Genomic DNA, 16,106 nt, shown 5'->3' on the forward strand with positions numbered 1-16,106 from the left:
TTCGCTTATCGCATCGCATGACGAAAGCATAACCGTCATGCGTCCCCAGACAGAAAGCAGGTTCATGAAGAAATTCCGCGGTAGCTACACCGTCGCGGTCACGCCGTTCTCGACCGATGGCGCCACCGTCGATGTGGGGGCGCTTCGCTCCTTCCTCGACTGGCAGATCGACTGCGGCGTGCCGGGCATCATCATGCTGGGCACCACGGGCGAGTTCCTGACCATCAGCCGCGAGGAACGCCGCACGATCGTCGAGGAGACGGTGAAGCATGTCGATGGCCGCATGGACGTGCTGGTCGGCACGATGGATGCCTATACGCCCAACGCCGTCGCGCACAGCGCAGAGGCGCAGGCGCTGGGCGCCGATGGCCTGATGATCATCCCGCCTTATTATTACACGCCGACCGACGACGAGATCTTCGCCTATTATCGCGCCATCTGCGAGGCGGTGACCGTGCCGATCATGGTGTACAACAATCCGGTGACGTCGAACCGCGACATGAGCGCGGCGCTGATCGCCAGGCTGACGACCGCGTTCGAGCAGGTCCGCTACATCAAGGAGGCGAGCATGGACGTCGCCCGGGTGTACGACATCGTCGAGGAAACCGGCGGGGTGATGAACGTGTTCGCCGGCGAGCGTCCGGTGGAAAGCTTCCTGCTGGGCGCGGTCGGCTATGTGAACCCTTACGGCAATTACCTGCCCTATTCGACGACGCGGATGTGGGAGCTGCTGGAGGAAGGGCGCGTGCGCGATGCCGCCGCGATCCAGCATCTGGTGCACCGCGCCGATCGCATCATCGCGGAGGGCCACCCGACCTATGGCCATCAATGCTATTCCAAGGCGCTGGCCGCTGCGGTCGGCCATCCGGTCGGCGATGTGCGCCAGCCGCTGACGACCTTCGCCAGCCTGGGGGATGAGGGCAAGCAGAAGCTGGCCGCGATCCTCGCGATCTTCGAGGAGATCGACGCGCTGATGAAGGACATTGACGCGCGCAAGACCGACACCGTCGGGACCGCCGCGTGAGCGAGACGCCCGTCCTCTTCACGCCCTTTGCGTGCCGGGGCGTGGCGTTCCGCAACCGCATCATCCTGTCGCCGATGTGCCAATATGTCGCGCAGGACGGGCACGTCACCGACTGGCACCGTGCCCACCATGCGCGGCTCGCGCTGGGGGGCGTGGGCGGCGCGCTGGTCGAGGCGACGGGCGTCACGGCGGACGGGCGCATCACGCCCGGGTGCCTTGGCATCTGGTCCGACGATCATGTCGCCGGGCTGTCGACGATCACCAGGCTGTACCACGATCATGGTGCCGCCGTCGGCATCCAGCTGGCCCATGCCGGCCGCAAGGCGAGCGCAGAGGTGCCGTGGGACGGGGCGCAGCCGATCGACCCGGCGGACCCGCGCGCGTGGCAGACGGTGGCGCCGAGCGCGCTGCCGTTCCTCGATGGCTGGCCGACGCCGCATGCGCTAAGCGAGGATGAGATTGCCGGCGTCATCGATGCGTTCGCTGCCGCTGCGCAGCGCGCGGTCGCTGCTGGCTTCGATTTCGTCGAGGTGCATGGCGCGCACGGCTATCTGATCCACAGCTTCGTCTCGCCGCTGAGCAACCAGCGGAGCGACAGCTGGGGCGGCGACGAGGCCGGGCGGTTCCGGCTGCCGCTGGAGATCGTGCGGCGGCTGCGCGCCGAGCTACCCGAGGGCATGCCGATCTTCTATCGCCTGTCGCTGTTCGACGGCGTCGACGGCGGGCTGACGGTCGATGACATGGTGCGGCTGGCAGCAGCGCTGCGCGCGGCGGGGGTCGACGTGGTCGACTGTTCGTCGGGCGGCGTACGCGGCAGCTCGGGCGTGGCCGATGCCGCCCCCTCCCCCGGCTATCTCGTACCCCATGCCGCGCGCATCCGTGCCGAAGGCGGCGTCGCGAGCATGGCGGTGGGGCTGATCGTCACGCCCGAAATTGCCGAACAGGCGATCGCATCGGGCAGTGCCGATCTGGTCGCGATCGGGCGCGAATTGCTGGCCGACAGCAACTTTGCCTATCGCGCCGCGGCCGAGCTGGGAATGGAGCGGCCCAATGCGGTGTTCCCGCGTAACTACGCCTTCTTCCTGGAGCGCCGGCGGTATCGCTGAGCTCGCTTAACCGACAAGGAAACGCCCGCGTCGCCCCTGGCAGCGCGGGCGTCTTCGTTTCATCCCGAGCCCCGCCGGTATCATCGACGGGGCTCCGGCGATCAGCGCATCGTGCGAACCTGATCGTCCTTGCCGGTCATTTCCCAGCGGATCAGCGCGATCGGGATGATACCCGACTGGATGAAGCGATCATGGAATTTGGTCAGGTCGAAATCATCGCCCTTGGCCAGCCGCTCCTCGGCCAGCAATTGTTCGAGCTGAACCTTCCCGAAATAATAGTTCAGGCCAAGTCCCGGCTGACGCAGGTAAAGCGCCATGTCGTAGATCGCGGTGTCGTCGGTCTTTTCCATCCAGCGCGGGGTGCGGCCGGAAAGTGAGTCGAGCGCCTGGTCGAACGTCCATTCATTCGCCTGCGCCAGCAGCTCCGCCTTCAGCCGTGCGCCGCGATTGGCCTGCAGGACATAATGGATCTCACGCGCCTTGGGCCGATCGTCGAGCCAGCCGGACTGGAGCAGCATTTCCTCCAGATAGAAGGCCCAGCCCTCCAGCCGTCCGCTGTCGATGAACCCAAGTCGCTCGTCGCCGCGGATCGGCCGGGTGTCGCGCTTGCGATAGGCGCTGTCGAAGATGTGCCCCGGCAGGTTGTGCGCGCGCAGGCTGCGCGGATCGCGATCCTCCGCCTCGCGGAAGAAGTTGCGGTCGATCGGCGCGTCGAACGGCCCCGGCACCGCGGGGTCCTGGTTGGCGGGCATGACATAGGGGCCCTCGGGCGGCGGCACCGTCAGCCAGTCGGGCACGGTCATGATCCGTCGTTCCTTCAGGAAGCGCAGCAGATCCTCATCCGCCTCACGCCGAAGCGCCTCGAACCCCTCGAGCGACGTCACCGGCGCCGGCATCGGCGTCGCCTTATGCTCATGTTCCTCAAGCGCGAGGAAGGCCATGCTGCGTTCCCATTCGCGTTCGCCCAGCGCCTTCAGCTCGGCGAAGGTCCACGGCATCAGCATGACATTCTTGATGTACCAATCGAAGTCCGCAACGCCGATGCCGGCATGCTGCTTCACCCGCGGCTTTTCGGCGCGCAGCCATGCCGCGAAGTCGCTCGAAGCCTTTTCTGCGGCACGCGCCGGGCCGACCAACTCTGGGTGATGCTTCGCCAGATCGCGCGCCATCCGGCCATAGACGCGCGTCTCAATATCATGGTGCATGATGCCGAGGTCGATCAGGTCGCCGCGCGCATCGGTCAGCGTCAGGCGCGCATTGGCCAGGATCGTCGGCGTTGCCCGCAACTGCGCCGCAAATGTCGCCTTTGCGGCCGCGTCGGTGATCGGCAGCTTGGGCGGGGAAAAAGCGGTCTTCACCTTCGGTCCCCAGCCAAGGTCGAGCGTCGACCACCAGCTTGGATCGCGCGCCCACGGGCGCAGGACGCGGTGCTCGAAATCGACCCCGCGCATTTCGGCAAGCGCCAGCATCAGGTCGGCGCGCTGCGGGATCGGCCACGCCTTGTCATCAATCGCGCCGATCTGAGCGACCGCACGCTGCGCCGCCTGCTGCCGCGCGACCATCGCCGCTTCGGACACGTCGGGCACATGGTTGCGGACGGTGAAGTCCACGTCCTTGCGCGCCTGCTGATAGAGCGCGACCAGACCGTCATGCGTGCGCACGCTGCCTGTCGGCGTCGTCATGGATGGCGCGGCCTGAAGCGCCTCGGGAGCCGCGATAGCTGGGGCGAGCGGCACCATCAGCGCCAGCGACGCGCTCATCATTCCCCGGAACATTCTATTCATCAAACCCCTCCCTTGTCCGCCAACCGAAACACGATCACAGTGCGAACGCAAGTTCGCATGGCGCATTTAAGTGAGAAGGATCGGCGATGCAGGATGCCAAGCCGTGGATGATCCCGCAGGACGAGTTACGTTCGCTGATCAACCGCGTAAGCGCGGGACGAACGTTGCAGCCCGCATCATGGCCGGACGGGGCGCGCTTCGCCGTCGCGCTGTCGTTCGACTGCGATCATGAATCGTTCGAGATCGGCGCCGGCGGGCGTGCGATCGGGCGCCTCGCCTGGGGCGAGTTCGGGCGAAGGGTGGGCCTGCCGCGCGTGCTGGACGTGCTGCGTCGTCATGACGTGCCGGCAAGCTTCTTCATGCCTGCGCTGTGCGCCATCCTTGATCCGGACGAGACGCGTGGGCTGATCGGCGCGGGTCACGAGGTCGGCATGCATGGCTGGGTGCATGAGAATAACAGCCTGCTCGACGCGGCGACCGAGCGCGAGTTGATGCTGCGCGCGCATGACGTGCTCACCCCGCTGATCGGGTCGCCGCCGGTCGGCTTCCGCTCCGCCAACTGGGACCTGTCACCCAACACGATCGCGATCGTTGAGGAAATGGGGCTGCTGTACGACAGTTCGCTGATGGCGGACGAGGTCCCGTACGAGCTGCTGCTCGACGGGCGGGCCACGGGGGTCGTCGAGATACCGGTCGAATGGCTGCGCGACGATGCCGTCTACATGATGTTCAACCGGACGCCCGCCACCCGCCCGTGGATGACCCCTGACGACGTCTATTCAATCTTCAAACGCGAGCTGGAAGCCGCGGCGGTCGAGGGCAGCGTGTTCCAGCTGGTCATGCACCCCTTCGTCATTGGCTACCGATCGCGCATCTGGATATTGGAGGCGCTGATCGAGGCGGCGAAGGATCTGGGCGGCGCGTGGTTCGCCACCCATGCCGACATCGCGCGCTGGGTGCGCGACGCCGGCGGGCTGGGCGGCCAGGGCGAATAGCCACCGGCTGCCCTTCATCGGTTACGGCTTGATCCCCAGCTTTTCGAGTTCGTCGGTCTTGCCCAGCATTTCCCAGCGGATCAGCGACAGCGGGATCATCCCGTGGCGGTTCAGGCCGTCGAAGAATTCGCGCGGACGGAATTGCTGGCCGCGATCCTCCGCCATTTCGGTCAGCAGCCGCTCGACCATCGCCTTGCCGGTGATGTAGCTGGGGCCGTAGCCCGGCAGCCGCAGGTACATCTGCTGTTCAAAGCCGAGCAGCGGCAGCGTCGGCGACATATAGCCGTTGGGCGTGCGCGCGACCTGCATGTCCATCGCCGCCTTCAGGTCGATCATGTTGGCCTGCGCATACAGCGAGGCGAGGCCACGCGCGGCGCGCTGCGCCTGCATGATCCACACGAATTCGCGCGACCTAGGCTCATCGTCGAACAGCCCGGCGTGGAGCATCAGTTCCTCGACCGCAGTCGCCATGCCTTCCGAGCGGCTGAGCCACACATTGTACAGCAGGGGCCCGCGGCGCACCTCGCTCGGGTGCGGATCGGCCTGCATCATGCGCAGGTCCCACCAGTGATAATAATGCGTCCACAGCGTCATCGGCGCGCGGTGCATCACGATGTGGAAGAAGTTCTGCTTTTCCGGCGGGACATAGCTGCCCACCCGCTTCATCAGCTCCGGTTCCATATAGTCCCGGATGGTCAGGATGTCCTTGTCCTTCAGGAACTGCATGTACTTGCGCACCGATGCGGCGGCGAGCGCGTCATATTCCTGCGGGGTGGAGGCGCCGACCAGCTGCGGCAGGTTGCGATTGCGCTGTTCCTCCATGCGCAAGGCGGCGTGCGAGCGATCCAGCTCGCGCTGCATGATCGCGACCTCGTCGGCCCAGGTGAGCGTCGACAGCTGAACGTTCTTCAGGAACCAGTTGTAATTCTCGATGCCAACGCCCGACGGGCCGGTCTTGCGCGGCGCCTCGGCCTTCACCCAGGCGATGAAGCTGCGCGTGGCGGTCGCGGCATCGCTGACGGCGCGCACCAGCTTCGGATCGCCGCCGGCAACCTTGCGCTGAAGGTCGTCGAGCGCCTCCTGCTGGCCGCCCAGCGTGACGAGGCTCGCGGTCCACAGGTCGCGGGCGTTGCCGGTCAGGTTGACGCGCGCCTGGCGCAGCAGCTCGGGGATATGCGCCAGCTCGCCCGCCAACTTCTTCGACGCGGCGGCATCGAGCGGGAAGCTGTAGGTCCATAGTTCGACCGGCATCGGGTGGACCGGGCCTTCGTGCGCGGGCGTATCGCTCTGCGCCGCCCAGACGGAAAGGTACCAGGCGGGGTCACGTTCCCACGGCTTCGCGACGCGCAGGTCGAAATCGAGGCCGTTCATCTCCGCGCGGATGATCTCGCGATCGACCTTCTGCGACACGGTCCAGCCGGTGGTGGGCAGCGCGTCGAGCCGGGCACGAAGCTGCTTCAGCCCCGCCGCCTGCCGCGCCAGCGCGGGGGCGCTGTAATCCGTCGCGCCGTTCTTCACCTCGCCAAGCTGCAGCGTGCGCCAGTCGCGGAACACGCTCTCCAGCGTGTCGTGCCGTACCTGCGCCGCCAGCGGGGTCGGCACGGCGAGCGCCGCCATCGTCCCCATCATCGCCGCCGCCAGCAACAAACCATGTTTCATCTACCATCCCCTTCCCGCGCGGTACCGGGCACCCGGTCATCCACCAAGCACACCGGCATCTTGCCTTTGCCGGCCATGACACAGCAGCAGTGGTCACACCAGACACTATGTGCGCACAGCGGCTATGTGTTCGCCTGATGATATCTTTCTTGACAGTTCGGATGCCCCCACACGATAGTACGCACAGAGAGCAGGATGTTCGCTGAGCGACCACGGTTGGATCGGCGCCCGGACCTGCCGACGTGCACACTGCGCGAAGCAACAAGATGCTAAAAGGAGTCGATGCCATGTCCTTGAAACGCCGGCCAATGACGCTGGTGATCGCTGCCGCACTGGTGACGACCGCGGTGCCGGGCATTGCCGTTGCTCAGGGCGGAACGACGCTCGCCGCGGCATCCACCACCGCACGCCCGCCCTCGGGCCAGGGCAGCTACCAAGACCTGCTGCGGACCTGGGGTGAGTTCCTGGAATGGCGCACGGCGCAGGCCAAGAGCAAGGATTTCACCCCCGCCGCGATCGAGGCACGCCGTGCGCAAGTGGGCGGCTACCTCAGCGCGATGGAGAATATGAACGTCGCCGGCTGGGAGCGGGCGCAGCAGGTCGACTGGCTCGCCGCGCGCGCCAAGATGAACGAGGAGGATTTCCTCCTGCGTGTCTCGAAGCCGTGGGAGCGTGATCCCGGTTTCTACGTCGACCAGATGCTGCGCGTGTCGTTCACCGAACTGCCCGCCAAGGGCGCCGCGCTGATCACGCTGCGCGGCCAGCTCCGCGAGATGCCGACGATCGTCGCGCGCGCCAAGGCAACGCTGCGCAACGTGCCCGGCGACTATGCCGATCTGGCGCTGCATAACCTGACCAACGCCGATGGCGTCGGCCATGGCCATCCGTACCGCAAGGTGCCGCCCGCCGGCATCATCGGCTGGTTCGACGATCTGGAAGCGCGCGCGAAGACCACGCAGCCAGCGATCCTTCCCGACATTCGCGCCGCACGCGCGGCCGCGGCGGACCTTCGCACGTGGCTGGAAGCGGAGCGGCCGAAGATGACCGCGCCGGCCGGCGTCGGCGAAGCGAACTTCAACTGGTATGTGAAGAACGTGAAGCTGCTGCCGTACAATACGGACCAGCTGCGCACGATCGGCCACCGCGAGACCGAGCGGCTGTGGGGCATGCACGCGCTGGAGAAGCACCGGAACCGCAACCTGCCCGAGCTGACGCTGCCGGCGAGCGAGGCGGACTATGAGAAGCGCAAGGCCGACACGCTGCGCGACATCCACGCCTTCCTGAAGGACGAGGAGATCATCACCGTCCCGGCGGACATCGGCTATCTCTATGTCAACGTGCCGTGGATCGTTCGGCCGAACGGGCCGAATTTCTGGGAGCAGATCCAGTATCGCGATCCCAGCCCCGACCTGTTCCACGCCACCATCCCCGGCCACGCCTTCGACGGGCAAATGGACAAGCGTGACACCCATCCGATCCGCAGCAAGATCGACGATGGCGTGCGCACCGAGGGCTGGGGCACGTATCTGGAGGAAGCGGCCCAGCGGCTGGGCTTCTTCGACAAGGATCGCGCGCGCACGCGTGAGTTGATCGACCTGTTCGGCATCTTCCGCGCGGTACGCGTCGCCGGCGACCTCGACCTGCAGCTCAACCGCGCCAATGTCTCGCAGGTCGTGGCCGAGTGGCAGAAATATACGCCCTGGCTCGACGCGGACGTGGCGCGCGTCGACGCCGAAATCTATCTGCGGCGGCCGCCGGGCTATGGCCTGGGCTATACGATCGGCATGGTCGAGATGCAGAAATTGCTGGGTGACGTTCGCCGGCATCAGGGCGACAAGTTCGTCCTCCGCGATTTCCACGATCGCATGATGACGATCGGCCGCATACCCTTGTCGCTGATCCGATTCGAGATGACCGGCAACGACAACGAGGTGTCCACTTTCTGGCGACGCGACCCTCTCCCCGGAGGGGCGTAGTCGGAAACGGCCGCCATCGCTCCCCAGCGATGGCGGCACCTTTCCCCGGTGTCATCATGCATGTTCCCGCGCCGGGGGAACCCAGAAACTCAGGGGTGCTGACCGGCCATGGTCGCCCCCCTTTTTTTTCGTCCCGGCCGCGGGCCGGACGTGATGTGTCATTTGTGACTTGTTGGATCGGCGGGTCAAGCACTTAACCGGCGACAAACACAAAAAAGGCGCGGAGCATCAGCCCCCGCGCCCTTTTCCGTTGCCTGATGTGGTTGTTCAGATCGCTTGCGTGCCGATCCATTCCTCGATCCGCTGTTCCAGCACGCCGAGCGGCATGATGCCCGACAACAGCCCCGCATCATGGAAGGCGCGGATGTCGAAGCGCGCGCCGAGCCGGCGACGTGCGTCCTCCCGCAGGCGGATCCATTCGCGCTGGCCGATCTTGTAGCTCGGCGCCTGCCCCGGGATCAGGCAATAGCGATCGACCTCCGACGTAACGGAATCGCGGCTGCTGCCCGTGGCCGCGACCATATAATCGACCGCTTTCTCACGGCTCCAGCGATGGTGGTTGAGCCCGCTGTCGACCACCAGGCGCGCCGCGCGGAACAATTCGCTCTGCAAATAGCCGAGGCGACCAAGCGGATCTTTCTCGAACACGCCCATCTCGTCGGCGACGGTCTGCGCGTAGAGTGCCCAGCCCTCGACATAGGCGCTGCATTCCATCGTCCGGCGCCACATCGGGATGCTTTCATTCTCCTGCGAGAGCGAAATCTGCATGTGGTGGCCCGGAACGGCCTCGTGATGGGTGAGCGTGGCCAGTCCGACGATGGAGCGATCCTCCATCTCGCGCATGTTGATGAAATAGGAGCCCGGCACGCTGCCGTCGATGCTGCCGCGGCTGTAATAGCCGCCTGCCTTGCCGGCCTCGATCGCCTGCGGGATCCGCTTGGCGACAACCGATGCGCGTGGCTGGGTGCGGAAATAGCGCGGCAGCAGCGCGCTGATCTCCTTGATCTGGCGCGTGGCGTCGACCAGCATCTTCTCCCGGCCGGCGTCCGAATTCTCGTACACGCCCTTCATGTCGATCGCCATCGCGTGGATGCGCTCGCCCAGCGTGCCGCGGGTATAGCCACCCGGTTTCAGGATCGCCTCGATATCGGCGGTGTTCTGCGCCACCATCTCCAGGCCAAGGCGGTGAATCTCGTCACCGCTGAAGGCCTTGGTGTTGAAGAGGCGGATGCCCCAATCGTAATAGGCCTCGCCATCCGGCAGGCGCCACGCGCCGGCATCGTGATTGGCGGTCTGCCGCTGGCGTCGCAGCTCGGCGATCTGGCGGTCGAGCGCGGGATAGACGCGCTTCTCGACCAGCTCGGTCGATCGCTTCGCCCAGTCCCCCGCCACGCCGCGCGCGGTCGCACGCCGCGTCACCGACGTGGCGAGGGTGGATTGCGCCGCGGGCACGCCGCGCAGCAGCGAAATTTGCCTGATGCACGTATCGAGGATGAAATCGGGGGCGGACGCACCCTTGGAGGCGTCGCGCCGTGAGCGTTCGGTGTCCTGATCCAGCACCGTCGCGAAGGCATCCAGGCGGCTGAGATACGCCTCGGCGTCCGCCGTCGTCTCGACCCGGTGAGCGGTGTCGAGGAAGTCGGGGATGTTGTTGTACGTGCCGTCGAGCTGGTTGACGGCATAGGCGCGCGGGTAACCCGGCTCGCCATATTTGAACCGGTCATACCCCTCGAGGGTGATGTCGGCGTAGAATTTCATCGACCGATGATTGACCAGGTCGATCCCCGCCAGCTTCGTCGTGTCGATCTGCGCCAGCTCGGTCCGGGCACGCCGCAGCGTGTCCATCGAGCGGGCGAACGCGCCCTCCGACCGGTCGTTCAGCAGGCGCCGTGCCGCGGCATGTTCCGCGCCGCGGTCCAGCCCCAACGAGGTCAGCCGCTGGGGCGACGACGCGATCTCTTCGCGCCACACACGGGCATAAAGAGCATCGAGCCGCGCCGCCGTGGCAGGATCGGATCGGGGAGCCCCCTTCCCGGCCCGGGCCATGGCCCCGCCGGGAAGTGCGGCGACTGCGGCACACGCAACGCCGGATTTCAGAAGGCTCCGCCGATCCATCATCTTACTGCTTCCTTGCCTCAGAACTTCGCGACAGCGCCGATCCGGAACATGCGGCCCAGGCCGTCATAGGTGCCCGGATAGGTATTCGCGGTGGCGCCGAGGCCGCCCACGTCGTTGCCGAACACCTGCGGCTGGCGATCGAACAGGTTCGAGATGCCGGCCGTGAGCGTGAAGGCTTCCGACACGTTGAGCGAGGTATCGAGGTCAAAGTAGTTCGCCGCACGCAGGCTGGTGACCGGCGACGGACGGGTGTCGGTGCCGAGCGCAAAGCGATCGAGCTCCACCTTGCCGATGTGCCGCCAGCGCAGCGAGACGATCGTGCCGCCATTTTCGTAGGCGAGACGGCTGGTCGACTTGAACTGCGGGATCAGGCCGTTGCAGATCGCGCCGAACCGGCCCGAGCATTCATAGGCCGGCAGCCCTTCGCCACCCTGACGGATGAAGCTGTCGACATAAGTCGCGTTGCCGCCGAAGCGGACCTGGCCCGAGCCGACCGGCACGGAATAGTTGACCGCAAAGTCGAAGCCCTTGGTCTCAATCCGGCCGGTGTTGACGAGCGTGGCGTAGACGCCGGTCTCGTTGCCGCCGAACAGCGAGCCGTTGATCGGATCACGCAGGATGCTCTGGCAGAACACCGAATTGATGTTCTGCGTGTTGAAATAGCAGGCGTTGAGCGCGTTCTGTGCGCCGCCGGCCAGCGATTCAATCGCATCGACGATCTTCAGGCTGTAATAATCGACCGAGACGACGAGCCGCGGGATGAACGACGGCTGGAAGATCGCGCCGATCGTATAGGTGTCCGACTTCTCGACGTTCAGGTTCGGGTTACCGCCCGTGAAGCCCTGGAACTGGCCGGCCGGCGGCAGCGGCACGGCGCCATAGCGGCCGCCGGGGACGCCGGTCGCCTCGCACAAAGACTGGCTGGCAGTCGGGCTGATGCCCGCGCACGGATCGATGCCGGTGACGGCGGTTTCGACGCGCGGCTGGAACAGCTCGTTGATGTTCGGGGCGCGAACCGCGCGCTGGTACAGGCCGCGGAAGCGGATGTCGCGGACAGGGGCCCAGTCACCGCCTGCCTTGAAGGTGTGGACCGTGCCGGCGGCGGTCGAATAGTCCGAGATGCGATAACCACCCTCGAACGATAGCGCCTCGAAGAAGGGCCGCGATTCGATCAGCGGGATGCGGATTTCGCCAAAGGCTTCCTTCACGTTGAAGTTGCCGATGACGGTCGCCGCGGTGCCGAAGCCGGCCGAGCGGCCTGCCTCGTAATTGGCGTCGGGGCGATAGCTCGACCCTTCCTCGCGATATTCGACACCGAAAGCGAGGCCGATCGGATTGTCGGCGAAAGGCGAGCGGATGTTGCCAAGGTCACCCGACAGCGTACCGCCGGCGACCGTCTGACGGGTCATCGCCTGAACCTGAAGGTCGAGCGAGATGAAGTCGAGCGCGGCCTGGCTCACCGACGAGGGATCGTTGGTGAAGATGTTGAGCGGCACGCAGCCGCCGGTCGGATCGATGCACTGCGGCGTGCCGTTGACGTCGCGCACCAGCAGCGCCTGCTGAATGAGGCCAAGGTTGGCGTCGCCGGTCAGCTGGGTGTTGAGGTCAGTGCGCGAATGCTGGGCGAATACTTCCCAGTTCCAGCCGCCCACCTTGCCGCGCAGGCCGCCCTGCACCTGGAAGGCGTTGCGGGTGAATTCGGAGAAGCGCGGCGCGGCGAACCGATAGCCGATCTGCGTGCGCAAATTGCCGTTGGCGTCGACACCGCCGGCACCCGCCTCGACCCGCAGCGCCGCGACGGTCGCCGGCGCAAGGAAGGGGTTGTCCGGATTGAGGCCGAAGGAGGCGAAGAAGGTGCCGCTCGGCGCAAGCTGCGTGGAGACGCGGTTGTGCGCAAAGGTGAAGCGGCCGAACGCCTCGATATCGTCGGTCACGTCATAGCGGACGTTCGCACCGCCCAGCCAGCGCTCCTGCGGGACCTGCAAATAGTTGACCGGATTGGTGTTGTAGAAGCTCGCCTCGCCGTTGAGCGTGCCGCCGGGACCGAACGAGACGGTGCCGTCGCCATCGGCGTCGATGCCGCGGTTACCCGGGGCCGACAGCACGATGTTCGCGGGGAAGGAAGTGGTGGAGCCGGCGCGGATCAGGCTGGTGCGGTCGCGGCTCGGCTGCAGTGCGTAGCGCGAGAATTCGCGCTGGCCCTGGAAGATCGGCTCACGCTTCGTATAGCCGCCCCACATGGTCATGTGGCCGCGACCGTCGGCGAATTCGCCGCCGACCGTCAGGTTTGCGTCGAACAGATGCCCGTCGCCACGCTCGGTGATCTGCGAGGTCAGGCCAAGCTGCGCCCCCTCGAAGCGGTCGTTGAAGATGAAGTTGACGACGCCAGCCAGCGCGTCCGAGCCGTACACGGCCGATGCGCCGCCGGTGACGACCTCGACCCGCTTCAGCAGCGCGACCGGGATGGTGTTGAGATCGACCACGCCGGTGTTGCCCGACGGCATCCAGCGCTTGCCATCGACGAGGACGAGCGTGCGGATATCGCCAACGCCGCGCAGGTTGACGGTCGTCGTACCGTTGCTGCCGTTGTTGTTGGTGCTGCTGGTGCCAGGCGTCGCCTGGGGAATTTCGACCAGCGAGTCCTCTACGTTGACGGTGCCCTGAAGCGCGAGCTCCTGCGAATCCGTGGTGTTGATCGGGCTGTTCGACAGAAGGTTCGGCACCGCGATGCGCGAGCCGGTCACAACGATATCGCCGCCGCCATTGTCCGCGGCGGGCTGGCCCGCCAGTTCACCGCTCACGTCCTGCGCGGCCGCCGGAATCGACACAAACAGCGCAGCAGTGGTCAACAGGATACGCCTGGCTGCGGAAGCCCTAGTCATCAACAAACCCCTTTGCTCTTTTCGTTCGCACGGCGCAGTTTTGTTCGTAGAGCGCACTTGTCGTCAAGCATTTTCCTGCGTAGTTCGAACGCGGGGCACAACAAATTTGCGATTTCCTCGCGCTACGTGGAACTTTTTGGAGGGATCTGATGCGCTTAGTTCGGGCTGCAACAGCCGGCGTTTTTTTGGTGGCATGCAGCGGGGCGGCTGCCGCCCAGCCTAACGAAGCCGCCTACAAGGACGCGCTGAGCCTGCGTGAGCGCACGATGTACCTGACCGATGGGGTGGCGGATGCGGCCGTCTGGTCAAACGACGGCAGCCACTTCCACTATCGTCGGACCGAGAAGGACGGTTTTCGCTTCATCAGTGTTCGCTTGGCGGACAGGGAGAAGCGCGATGCGTTCGATCATGCGCGTCTTGGCGGTGCGATCGGCAAGATCACTGGCGACACCTATCGCGCCGATCGCCTGCCGTTCAGTGAGTTCGCGCTCTCCCCCGACGATCGCGCCATCCTGATCGCGGTTGGTGACCGGCGGCTCACCTGCGCGCTCGACACCTATGTCTGCCGCCCCACACCTGCCGCGCCGGGTCGTCCCAAGGCGATCGGCGTGCTGCGTGACCTGAGCGTGCCGGCCGACAACACGCCGCGCGTGTCACCGGATGGCCGCTATGTCGCGATGGTCGAGGGCGACAATCTGGTGGTGCGCGCTACTGGCGACGGACGCGAGCTGGTCCGCAGCGGCGACGGCTCACCGGCCAATTTCTACGATCCGGAGACGATCACCTGGTCGCCGGATTCTGCGCGCGTCGTCATCAACCGCGTGCGCGCGGGGCATCGCCGCGAGATCTATCGCGTGGCGAGCTCGCCCACCGACCAGCTCGAACCCAAGCTGATCACCCAGCTGTACCCGAAGCCCGGCGACGTGATCGATATCGATCGCCCCATCCTGTTCGATGTCGCTGCCGCCAAGCAGATCGACGTCGACCCGGCATTGTTCGACAATCCCTATCAGCTGGGCAAGGTGACGTGGCGCAAGGATTCCGCCAGCTTCGCCTTCACCTACAATCAGCGCGGTCATGCGGTGTACCGGCTGATCGAGGTGGATGCGCGTACCGGCAAGCCGCGCGAGGTGATGGCGGAGAAGTCCGACACCTTCGTCTATGCGCCCCGCATGGACCATCGCGATGTCGATGGCACCGGGCGCGAGATCATCTGGATGTCGGAGCGCGACGGCTGGAACCACCTCTACCTGGTCGACGGGCGCGGGGGCAGGATCCGCAACCAGATCACCAAGGGTGACTGGGTGGTGCGCCGCATCGTCAGCGTCGACCCCGCGACCCGCACGATCATCTTCACCGCCAATGGCCGCGAGGGCGGCGATCCATATCTCCAGCATTTCTACCGCATCGGCTTCGACGGCCGCGGCCTGACGCGGCTGACGCAGGCGGACGCGTTCCACGATGTCGTCTTCTCGCCGGACGGGCAGCATTATGTCGACATCTATTCGCGCACCGACATGCCGCCGGTCGCCGAGCTGCGCCGCACCGCCGACGCCTCGCTGGTGGACACGATCGAGAAAGCCGACATCTCGCGCCTGCTCGCCGCTGGCTGGAAGGCGCCGGAGACGTTCGTCGCCAAGGGCCGTGACGGGAAGACCGACATCTGGGGCGTGATCGTCCGCCCGGCCGATTTCGACCCGACCAAGAAATATCCGGTGATCGAGAACATTTACGGCGCCGGCTTCGACGCCTTCGTGCCGAAGAAATGGTGGCCGTTCGGCTTCCACGCCGGCGGCGACGAAGTGGTCGGCATGCAGGCCCAGGCGAACCTCGGCTTCATCGTCGTCCAAATCGACGGCATGGGCACGCTGCACCGGTCAAAGGCGTTCCATGATGTGACGTGGAAGAATGTCGGCGAAGGCGGCGCGCCCGATCGCATCCTGTGGCACCGCGCCGCCGCGGCCAAGTACAGCTATTATGATGCCGATCGCGTGGGCCTGTATGGCGGCTCGCTGGGCGGGCAGAACGCGCTTGGCGGCCTGCTGTTCTTCCCCGATTTCTACAAGGCGGCGGTGGCGTACAACGGCTGCCACGACAACCGCATGGACAAGGTCAGCTGGAACGAACAGTGGATGGGCTGGCCGATCGACGAAAGCTATTCGCGGTCGTCCAACGTCGCCAATGCCTGGCGCCTGAAGGGCGACCTGCTGCTGATCTCCGGCGAGCTCGACATGAATGTCGATCCGGCGGTGACGATGCAGGTGGCCGATCGCCTGATCAAGGCGGGCAAGGATTTCGACCTGCTGGTGGTACCGGGCGCCGATCACGGCGTGGGCCGGTCGGAGGAGCCGATGGAGTACGTGCTGCGTCGCCAGTACAGCTTCTTCGTGCGCACGCTGCGCGGGGAAAGCACGCCCAAATTCAACCGGAGCGATGCCACGCCGCCGGCACGCGCCGCGCTGACAAGCGCGAACTGATCGATCGGGAGGCGAGCGGACCGGCGTACTTCGCCGGCCGCTCGTCCTCCTGCCCCCCGCCCCGCATGACGCCGGCGGGAGGCGA

At 65.9% G+C, this 16,106-nt stretch carries 9 protein-coding genes; 5 read left to right on the forward strand and 4 right to left on the reverse strand.

Translation table 11 applies throughout. The features are described 5' to 3' along the window. Positions 1–64 precede the first annotated feature (64 nt). Complete coding sequence (locus CA236_RS05305; protein ID WP_164518869.1) at positions 65–1,024, forward strand: dihydrodipicolinate synthase family protein; 960 nt, start codon at positions 65–67, stop codon at positions 1,022–1,024. Continuing rightward, on the forward strand, positions 1,021–2,130 hold the full coding sequence (locus CA236_RS05310) for an NADH:flavin oxidoreductase/NADH oxidase (RefSeq protein WP_125944820.1): 1,110 nt from the start codon (positions 1,021–1,023) through the stop codon (positions 2,128–2,130). Before CA236_RS05305 ends, CA236_RS05310 begins: the two co-directional genes overlap by 4 nt. A gap of 101 nt (positions 2,131–2,231) precedes the next feature. On the opposite strand, the gene CA236_RS05315 is transcribed toward CA236_RS05310, so the two are convergent. Further along, positions 2,232–3,914 (reverse strand): DUF885 family protein, encoded by a 1,683-nt coding sequence (locus tag CA236_RS05315; RefSeq protein WP_164518870.1) that lies wholly within the window; start codon positions 3,912–3,914, stop codon positions 2,232–2,234. Positions 3,915–4,000: 86 nt separating this feature from the next. On the opposite strand from CA236_RS05315, the gene CA236_RS05320 reads away from it, so the two are divergent. Continuing rightward, a complete protein-coding gene (locus CA236_RS05320; protein WP_125944822.1) occupies positions 4,001–4,909 on the forward strand; it encodes a polysaccharide deacetylase in 909 nt (302 codons plus the stop codon). 21 nt (positions 4,910–4,930) lie between these two features. Here the strand turns inward: CA236_RS05320 and CA236_RS05325 are convergent, their stop codons facing one another. Then, on the reverse strand, positions 4,931–6,568 hold the full coding sequence (locus CA236_RS05325; protein ID WP_125944823.1) for a DUF885 family protein: 1,638 nt from the start codon (positions 6,566–6,568) through the stop codon (positions 4,931–4,933). Positions 6,569–6,855: 287 nt separating this feature from the next. On the opposite strand from CA236_RS05325, the gene CA236_RS05330 reads away from it, so the two are divergent. Continuing rightward, a complete protein-coding gene (locus CA236_RS05330) occupies positions 6,856–8,544 on the forward strand; it encodes a DUF885 family protein (RefSeq protein WP_125944824.1) in 1,689 nt (562 codons plus the stop codon). Positions 8,545–8,811: 267 nt separating this feature from the next. Here the strand turns inward: CA236_RS05330 and CA236_RS05335 are convergent, their stop codons facing one another. Next, complete coding sequence (locus tag CA236_RS05335) at positions 8,812–10,590, reverse strand: DUF885 family protein (RefSeq protein WP_164518871.1); 1,779 nt, start codon at positions 10,588–10,590, stop codon at positions 8,812–8,814. An 89-nt stretch (positions 10,591–10,679) separates the two neighbouring features. Continuing rightward, entirely contained in the window at positions 10,680–13,511 is a 2,832-nt protein-coding gene (locus CA236_RS05340) for a TonB-dependent receptor (RefSeq protein WP_164518872.1), read from the reverse strand. 221 nt (positions 13,512–13,732) lie between these two features. Between CA236_RS05340 and CA236_RS05345 the strand changes: the two genes are divergently transcribed. Then, positions 13,733–16,021, forward strand: a complete 2,289-nt coding sequence (locus CA236_RS05345; RefSeq protein ID WP_241212530.1) for a DPP IV N-terminal domain-containing protein — start codon at positions 13,733–13,735, stop codon at positions 16,019–16,021. The last annotated feature ends 85 nt before the right edge of the window (positions 16,022–16,106 follow it).

It is taken from the genome of Sphingomonas sp. ABOLG (assembly GCF_003950435.1).
Taxonomy (GTDB): Bacteria; Pseudomonadota; Alphaproteobacteria; order Sphingomonadales; family Sphingomonadaceae; genus Sphingomonas; species Sphingomonas panaciterrae.